Below are 8,380 nucleotides of genomic sequence, written 5' to 3'. Positions count from 1 at the left end.
ATGTGCTACGAAACCGGACAGTTCTATTTGTTGACAACAGACGAAGAGTTCCGGCCTGATTGCGATGTGGGGCTGTTACAGCACCTCCGCCGCATGATCCGCGAGCCGCGAGCGTTCGCCGCGGGCGAGCAGCACGTGGCCGCCGTGGGGCCAGCCTTTCATGCGCTCGACCACGTAGGTGAGCCCCGAGCTGCCTTCGGTGAGGTAGGGGGTGTCGATCTGGGCGAGGTTGCCCATGCATACCACCTTGCTGCCGGGGCCGGCGCGGGTGATGAGCGTGCGCATCTGCTTGGGCGTGAGGTTTTGCGCCTCGTCGAGCACGAGGAACTTGCGCACGAAGGTGCGTCCGCGCATGAAGTTGAGGCTCTTCACCTTGACTTTGCTGCGCACGAGATCCCCGGTGGTGGCGCGGCCCCAGTCGCCGCCTTCGTGGGTGCCGCCCAGGAGCACTTCGAGGTTGTCTTCCAGCGCGCCCATCCAGGGGGTCATCTTTTCTTCTTCGGTGCCGGGCAGGAATCCGATGTCTTCGCCGATGGGCACGGTGGTGCGGGTGAAGATGACTTCGGTGTAGCGCTTCTGCTCGAAGGTCTGGGCGAGCGCGGCGGCGAGCGTGAGGAGCGTCTTGCCGGTGCCGGCCTGCCCGAGGAGGGTGACGAAGTCGATCTCGGGGTCGAGCAGCAGGTCGAGGGCGAAGTTCTGCTCGCGGTTGCGCGCGGTGATGCCCCAGACGGCGTTTTTCTCGTGGCGGCGGTCGGTGAGGGTGCGCAGTACGGCGCGCTTGCCTTCCAGGGCGACGACGCGCGCTTCCAGCGGCTGGGGCCCTTCGAGGTAGACGAATTCGTTGAGCAGGAGCTTGGACACGATCGGACCCTGGATGCGGTACCAGTCGTGGCCGGCGTCGCGCCAGGATTCGAGCCCTTTGGCGTGCGTCTCCCAGAAGTCGGGCGGCAGCGCCCGCACGCCGGGATAGACGAGGTCGGTGTCTTCGAGGATTTTGTCGTTGCGGTAATCTTGCGCGGCGAGCCCCAGTGCGCGGGCCTTGATGCGCAGGTTGATGTCCTTGGAGACGAGGATCACCGGGCGCGGGGCGAAGCGCTGAGCGAGCGCCTTGACCACGGCGAGGATCTGGTTGTCGGCGCGCGACAGAGGCAGGCTGATGGGGAGTTCCGCTTCCATTGCCTCGGTCTGGAGGTAGAGCCGGCCGGTGGCCTGCCCGCCGGAGGGGCCGGCGAGGTCGAACCCTTCGGCGAGCGCGGCGTCCCGGCCGCTGACGATGGCTTCCAGCTCGCGGCTCGCCTGGCGGGCGTTGCGTGCGACTTCCGAGAGCCCCTTCTTGTGCGTGTCGAGCTCTTCGAGCGCGATCATGGGAAGGAAGAGGTCGTGTTCCTCGAAGCGAAAGAGCGCCGTCGGGTCGTGCATGAGCACGTTGGTGTCGATGACGTAGAGCTTGCGCTCGGCGGCGGTCGGGCGGTGTCGAGGCATCGGCGATCCTTTCGGCGGCGATCAGGCCAGGGTTTTTCGTAGGGCGGCGAGTACTTCCTGGGCGTGGCCGTCGACCTTGACACCGCGCCACAGGTGGAGGATGCGCCCGTCGGGGCCGATGAGGAAGGTGGAGCGTTCGATGCCGCGCACGGGTTTGCCGTACATCGTCTTGTTCTTGATGACGTCGTAGGCGGTGCAGGCGAGCTCGTCGGTATCCGAGACGAGCTCGAAGGGGAGCTGGTATTTGGCCTTGAAGTTCTCATGGGATTTGACGCTGTCGCGCGACACGCCCAGGATCACGGCGCCGAGCGCGGCGAACTCGGGGTAGAGGTCGCGAAAGGCGATGGCTTCGTTGGTGCAGCCGGGGGTGTTGTCCTTGGGGTAGAAGTAGAGGACGACGGGGCGGCCGCGCAGGGCCGAGAGGGTGATTTCCTGGCCGCCGGTGGCGGGCAGCGTGAAGTCGGGCGCAAGGGTTCCGGGTTCGAGCATGATCGTCTCCTGCCGTATCAGGTGAGGATGAGGCCGGCGACGACGCGGCGGCCTTCGCTGGCGGTGACATTATAGGTGCGGCAGGTGGCCGAGAGTGTCATGAATTCGAAACCGATGCCCGCGGCGGCGAGGTGGCGCAGCAGTGGCACGGGCGGGCGGCGCAGCGTGGCGCCGGTGGAAATCAGCACGAGCTCGGGCTGGGAGGAGAAAAGGGCATCGATCGCCGTTTCGTCGAGCGCGTCGAACCCGCCGGCGAACCAGGGGGCGACGGCCTCGGGGGTGAGGATGATGTTGGTTTCGTGGCGCTGGCGGTCGATCTCGACCCAGCCGGGGCCGTGGGCGGTGACGAGCCGGATGTCTTGGGGGTGTTCGAGGCGCAATTCCATGCGTTTTTCCCGGGGAAGTTGCCGCAATGCGGTAATTTTTGGCTAAGATTACCGTTTCGCGCCCGACCGGGCAAGGCGGGCGCTTTCGTGCGAGGACGCAACCATGGGAATGCGCAGCGGGAACGTGGTGCCGGTACGGCAGGGGCAGACGGAGCAAGAGACGCCGGAGGCGGTGGTCGAGGCCACGCTACCTTCTCTGCGCCCCATCCTGAAATCGTCGAAGCTCGACGACGTCTGCTACGACATCCGGGGGCCGGTGCTGGCGCGTGCCAAGCAGATGGAGGAAGACGGTCACAAGATCATCAAGCTCAACATCGGCAACCTCGCGCCCTTCGGCTTCGAGCCGCCCGAGGAGATCGTGGTGGACGTGATCCGCAACCTGCGCGAGGCGGGGGGCTATTCCGATTCGAAAGGGCTTTTCTCGGCGCGCAAGGCGGTGGTGCACTATACTACGCAGCAGAAAGGCATCGCCGGGGTCGACGTGGAGGACGTGATCCTGGGCAACGGCGTCTCCGAGCTCATCGTGATGAGTCTGCAGGCGCTGCTCGAACAGGGCGACGAGGTGTTGGTGCCGGCGCCGGATTATCCGTTGTGGACGGCGGAGGTGAGCCTCTCCGGCGGCAAGCCGCGGCATTACCTGTGCGATGAGGCGTCCGACTGGCTGCCGGATCTGGCCGACATCCGCAAGAAGGTTTCGCCGCATACCAAGGCGATCGTGGTCATCAACCCCAACAACCCCACCGGCGCGCTCTATCCGCGCGAGATCCTGGAAGGCATCGTGCAGATCGCGCGCGAGCATCAGCTGATCGTGTTCGCCGACGAGATCTACGACAAGATGCTCTACGACGGCAACACGCATACTTCGATCGCCGCGCTCGCCGACGACGTGCTCTTCATCACGATGAATGGCCTTTCGAAGAACTACCGTGCCTGCGGCTATCGCGCCGGGTGGATGGTGATCTCGGGCGAGAAGCGGCACGCGGCCGATTACATCGAGGGGCTCAACATGCTCGCCTCGATGCGCCTGTGCTCGAACGTGCCGGGGCAGATGGCGATCCAGACGGCCCTGGGAGGGTATCAGAGCATCCAGGATCTGGTGGCGCCGCAGGGGCGGCTCACGCGCCAGCGCGATACGGCGCATGCGCTCTTGAGCCGCATCCCCGGCGTATCGGTGATGAAAGCGAAGGCGACGCTCTACATGTTTCCGCGGCTGGACCCGAAGGTGTATCCGATCGCCGACGATCAGGAGTTCATCCTCCAGCTGCTGGAGGAGGAAAAAGTGTTGCTGGTGCAGGGCACGGGGTTCAACTGGCCGCAGCCGGATCATTTCCGCATGGTGTTCCTGCCGCACGTCGATGATCTGCACGAGTCGATCGGGCGCATCGAGCGGTTTTTGGAGCGCTACCGGCGACGGCATCAGGTGGTGATGGGTTCAGCGAAAAAGGATCGATGACAAATGACGATGAAGGCGATGCAGGTAGGGCTGTTGGGAATCGGGACCGTCGGTGGCGGAACGTGGCGCGTGTTGCAACGCAATGCCGAAGAGATCACGCGCCGTGCCGGGCGGCCGATTCGCATCACGCGGGTGGCCGATCGCGACGTGGAACGTGCCCGGGCGCTCACCGCCGGGGCGGCGGAGGTGACGGATGACGCCTTCGCCGTGGTGCGCGCGCCGGACATCGACATCGTGGTCGAACTCATCGGCGGCTATACCATCGCCAAGGACCTGGTGCTCGCTGCGATCGAGGCGGGCAAGCACGTGGTGACCGCCAACAAGGCGCTGCTCGCCGTGCACGGCAACGAGATCTTCGCCCGGGCTCAGGAGAAAGGCGTGATGGTGGCGTTCGAGGCGGCGGTGGCGGGCGGCATCCCCATCATCAAGGCGCTGCGCGAGGGGCTCACGGCCAACCGCATCGAATGGGTGGCCGGCATCATCAACGGCACGACCAATTACATCCTCACGCAGATGCGTGAGCGCGGCGTGACGTTTGCCCAGGCGCTCACCGAGGCGCAGCAGCTCGGCTATGCCGAGGCCGATCCCACGTTCGACGTGGAAGGGATCGACGCGGCGCACAAGGTCACGCTCATGGCCTCGATCGCCTTCGGCGTGCCGATCCAGTTCGAGCGCGCCTACGTGGAGGGGATCACCCGGATCGAGCCGCGCGACGTGGCCTATGCCGAGGAACTCGGTTATCGCCTGAAACTGCTGGGGATCGCCAAGCGCCGCGACGGCGGGTTCGAGCTGAGGGTACATCCCACGCTGGTGCCGGCCGATCATCTGCTCGCCAATGTCCATGGCGCCATGAACGCGGTTCTGGTCAAGGGCGATGCGGTGGGGCAGACGATGTTCTACGGCAAAGGGGCGGGGGCGGAGCCCACGGCGAGCGCGGTGATCGCCGACCTGGTCGACGTCACGCGCCTGCACACGGTCGATTCGGGGAATCGGGTGCCTCACCTGGCTTTTCAGCCGGACCAGGTGCACGAAGTGGCGGCGCTGCCGATCGCGGAATGCCACACGTCCTCCTATCTGCGACTCGAGGTACTCGACCGTCCCGGGGTGCTCGCCGAGTTGACCCACGTGCTCGCTGCCGAAGAAATCTCCATCGCGGCCATGATCCAGAAGGCGCCGGAGGGTGGTCGGGCCGAGATCGTGATGACTACGCACCGGGCGAGCGAAGCGGCGATGAACCGGGCGATCGCGGCGATCGAAGCCCTGGAGGCCGTGCAGGGGGCCGTCACGCGGCTGCGCATCGAACCGCTGGCGGACTGACGGCGCGCGATGGACGAATTCGCAGGGGAAATGCGGCGGGCGCATCATCGCTTGCCGCCGCAGTCTTTACGCCGGGTAACGGATCCAGCCGTGATCGCGGCGGTGCTGGCCGAGCCGGGCGAGGCGGTGCCCGTGGGACTGGGGCAGGAGCGGGCCGAGGAGGCGCTGCGCTTTGCTCTGGCGATGAATCACGTGGGCGGCTATCACGTGTTTCTCTTCGGCCTGCCGGGCACGGGGCGGCACGCGATCGCCTTGCACCACATCGGGGAGGCGGCTCGCCGCCTGCCGGCGCCCGAAGATCTCGCCTATCGTTACGATTTCTCCGATCCGCAACGGCCGCGCCTGCTGAAACTTCCCGCGGGCACGGCGCGTAGGCTCGCCGACGACCTGCAGAATTTCACGCGACAGCTCGAGCCGGCGGTAAACGCGGCCTTCGAGGCGAAAGCCCATCAGGAGCGGATCGAGGCGCTGGAATCGGCGCACAAGGAGCGCGAGAGCCGGGCGATCGAAGCGATCGTGCAGGCGTGCGCCGAGGATCGGCTCAAGCTGCTGCAGACCGGCGATGGATGGGCCTTCGTCCCGGTGGACGAGGCAGGCGAGCCGCTCGCGCCCGAGCGCTACGAAGCCTTCTCGGCCAAGGAGAAGGCGCGCATCGAGCAGGCGGTGGAGCGCTGGCGCCAGCGCCTCGTGGAAGTGCTCGACGAATTCCCCGCCTGGCGAGAAGCGCTCTACAGCGCGATCCGGCGCGCCGAACGGGAAGCACTCGAGCCGGTGGTACGACACTTGCTCACCCCGTTGCGGGAGAAATACGCCGGTTTGTCCGCGGTGATCGGCCTGCTCGACGAAATCGAGCGCGACATCCTCGATGGTGAGCGCGAGTGGCTGGAGGACGACGAAGAGGGCGGGCGCAATGCCGCATTTTCTCCCCTCATCCGTTACCAGATCCACGTGCTGGTGGCGCACGAGGCCGGTGAGGGTGCCCCGGTGGTGTTCGAAGACAACCCGAGCTACGCCAACCTCGTGGGTTGGGTCGAGACGCTGCAGCAGCTCGGTGAGCGCATCACGCATTTCCAGTTGATCCGTGCCGGGGCGCTCGTGCGCGCGCGGGGCGGTTTTCTTCTGCTCGATGCCGAGCGGCTGCTGGCACAGCCGGCGGCGTGGGACGCCTTGAAGCGCGCTCTGCAGCGGCGCGAGGTGCGCATCGAACCGCCTCCGGAGGCGGCCGGTTGGGGCAGCGTACGCATGCTGGAGCCCGAGCCGATCGATTGTCCGCTCAAAGTGGTGCTCATCGGCTCGGCCGACACTTTTCATATCTTGTTCGATCTGGACGACGATTTCCAGGATCTCTTCAAGATTCCGGCCGAAGCGGCCGACGACGTGCCGCGCACGCCCGAAACCGAGGCGGGCCTGGCGCGCTTGCTGCTGCATCTGGCGCGCGAGAACGCCTTGCGCCCGCCGTCGGCCGCGGCGCTCGCGGCAGTGCTCGATCAGGCCGCCCGCGAGGCCGAGCATGCCCATCGCCTCACCTTGCGCACGCGAACTCTGGTGGATCTGCTGCGAGAGGCGGACGCCCTGTCGCATGCCGACGCAGCGCAGGAGATCGGGGTGGAAGCCGTGCGCGCGGCGGTGGCGGCGCGTGAGCGTCGCCTTGCCCGTCACGCCGAGGAGACGATCGAGGCGATGCTCGAGGGGGAGCTCCTCATTTCCACCGAGGGCGCGCGCGCCGGGCAGATCAATGGCCTGGTGGTGGTCGACGTCGCGCATCAGAGCTACGGCTATCCGGTGCGCATCACCGCCACGGTGCGCTTGGGCGGTGAGGGTGAGGTCGTCGACATCGAACGCGAGACCGAGCTCGGCGGAGCCATCCACTCCAAGGGGGTGATGATCCTCGCGTCTTTTCTTGCCGGGCGCTTCGGACGCCATCAGCCGCTGTCGCTGTCGGCGAGCCTGGTGATGGAGCAATCCTATGCGTTCGTCGAGGGCGATTCGGCCTCGCTCGCCGAGCTGTGTGCATTGCTGTCGGCCATCTCCGGCCTGCCGCTCGCGCAGGGAATGGCGGTGACCGGTTCGGTCAATCAGTTCGGCGAAGTCCAGGTGATCGGCGGGGTGAACGAGAAGATCGAGGGGTTTTTTACTCTGTGCGCTCGCCGGGGGCTGACCGGCGAGCAAGGAGTGATCATCCCTCGGGGCAACGTGCGCCACCTGATGCTGCGCGAGGAAGTGGTCGAAGCCGTACGGGCAGGGAAATTCGCAATCTGGGCGGTAGATACGGTAGACGAGGCGATGGCCTTGCTCACCGGTATGCCCGCCGGTGCGCCCGACGGACGTATTCCCACCGGCCGGCCACGCACGGTCAACGAGGCCGTGGCGGCGCAGCTGCGCCGCATGGCCGAAATCCACTCCGCCGCTGGTGAGGGCGCGCCGCTGCGCCGGCGTTGGCGGCGGCGGGAGAAGGATGGCGGGGATTAGAAAGTGGCCGAGCGCAAACGCTCGACCACGGCGGCGAGTTCAGCCACGAAGTCGTGGGCGGCTTGCAGCGCGGAGGCGAGCATCGCCGGATCCTCGACGTATTCGTGAATCATGAGATTGCGCAATTTGCGGATGTCCATCCACTGTTGGGCATCGCGGATCAGACCGAGCCGTTCGGCGCGGTCGAGGTTGTCGATGAAGGTGGCGATGCGCTCTCCGTGCGCGACCAGATAGGCCGGCAGGGCTTTGTCGCCCAGCGTATCTTGCAAGCGCCCGAAGCGGGCGACGAACGCATCGACGCGTTCGGCGAGGTCGGGATCCGTTTCCAGCTGCAGTGCCCTGGCGGTGGTAAAGGGTTTGGAAAAGAGGCGCTGGTCGGTGAGGAGAAGATGGGCGAGCTCGCGCTCGGCCAGTTGTAGCAACTGCTGCAAGCGTTCGGCGGCGCGGCGATCGGCGATCACAGGACGATTCCTTCGCGGCGGGCGACGTGATGGATCGGGAGCTCTTTCAGGTTCGGCGCGGCGAGCACGACGTCTACCTTGCGGCCGTCGAGCAGGCGGCTTACTCGGCCTGCGATGCGGGCGGCGAGTAGGGCCGGTTCGTCAACCGGTTCCACGACTTCGATGAGCAGGTCGACATCGCCGCCGCGGGCTGAGTCATCGAGTCGGGAGCCGAAGAGCCGTACGGTGGCCTGAGCTCCGGCGAGTTCGGTCACGAGGGAGCGGATGCGTTCGATTTGGGCAGGGGTGAGTCTCATGCAGGGGATGATAACAGGGGCTCTCGA

At 66.3% G+C, this 8,380-nt stretch carries 8 protein-coding genes; 3 read left to right on the top strand and 5 right to left on the bottom strand.

The window, feature by feature from the left end:
• Positions 1–75: 75 nt before the first annotated feature.
• The 3 genes from GV368_RS06510 to GV368_RS06500 are packed head-to-tail and all read right to left on the bottom strand — an operon-like array spanning position 76 to position 2,357.
• On the bottom strand, positions 76–1,482 hold the full coding sequence (locus GV368_RS06510) for a PhoH family protein (RefSeq protein WP_142803444.1): 1,407 nt from the start codon (positions 1,480–1,482) through the stop codon (positions 76–78).
• 21 nt (positions 1,483–1,503) lie between these two features.
• On the bottom strand, positions 1,504–1,971 hold the full coding sequence (locus GV368_RS06505) for a peroxiredoxin (protein ID WP_142803443.1): 468 nt from the start codon (positions 1,969–1,971) through the stop codon (positions 1,504–1,506).
• Positions 1,972–1,988: 17 nt separating this feature from the next.
• Positions 1,989–2,357 carry an Mth938-like domain-containing protein gene (locus GV368_RS06500; RefSeq protein ID WP_142803442.1) on the bottom strand — a complete coding sequence of 123 codons (369 nt, stop codon included), beginning with the start codon at positions 2,355–2,357 and terminating at the stop codon, positions 1,989–1,991.
• 196 nt (positions 2,358–2,553) lie between these two features.
• On the opposite strand from GV368_RS06500, the gene GV368_RS06495 reads away from it, so the two are divergent.
• The 3 genes from GV368_RS06495 to GV368_RS06485 are packed head-to-tail and all read left to right on the top strand — an operon-like array spanning position 2,554 to position 7,596.
• Positions 2,554–3,810, top strand: coding sequence for a pyridoxal phosphate-dependent aminotransferase (locus GV368_RS06495; protein ID WP_169115946.1), 1,257 nt, complete (start codon positions 2,554–2,556; stop codon positions 3,808–3,810).
• A 9-nt stretch (positions 3,811–3,819) separates the two neighbouring features.
• Positions 3,820–5,127: a homoserine dehydrogenase gene (locus tag GV368_RS06490; protein WP_169115945.1), complete on the top strand. Its 1,308-nt coding sequence runs from the start codon at positions 3,820–3,822 to the stop codon at positions 5,125–5,127.
• A gap of 9 nt (positions 5,128–5,136) precedes the next feature.
• Complete coding sequence (locus GV368_RS06485) at positions 5,137–7,596, top strand: Lon protease family protein (RefSeq protein ID WP_169115941.1); 2,460 nt, start codon at positions 5,137–5,139, stop codon at positions 7,594–7,596.
• On the opposite strand, the gene GV368_RS06480 is transcribed toward GV368_RS06485, so the two are convergent.
• Both GV368_RS06480 and GV368_RS06475 read right to left on the bottom strand, forming a co-directional pair.
• Positions 7,593–8,057, bottom strand: a complete 465-nt coding sequence (locus GV368_RS06480; protein ID WP_142803440.1) for a hypothetical protein — start codon at positions 8,055–8,057, stop codon at positions 7,593–7,595. The genes GV368_RS06485 and GV368_RS06480 overlap by 4 nt on opposite strands.
• Positions 8,054–8,353, bottom strand: a complete 300-nt coding sequence (locus GV368_RS06475; protein ID WP_142803439.1) for a nucleotidyltransferase domain-containing protein — start codon at positions 8,351–8,353, stop codon at positions 8,054–8,056. The genes GV368_RS06480 and GV368_RS06475 overlap by 4 nt, the downstream gene beginning before the upstream one ends.
• Positions 8,354–8,380 lie beyond the last annotated feature (27 nt).

The sequence above is a fragment of the Tepidiphilus baoligensis genome (assembly GCF_012911495.1).
GTDB lineage: Bacteria > Pseudomonadota > Gammaproteobacteria > Burkholderiales > Rhodocyclaceae > Tepidiphilus > Tepidiphilus olei.
The sequence above is the reverse complement of the archived record's forward strand: the minus strand, read 5'-3'. Positions and strand labels throughout refer to the sequence as shown.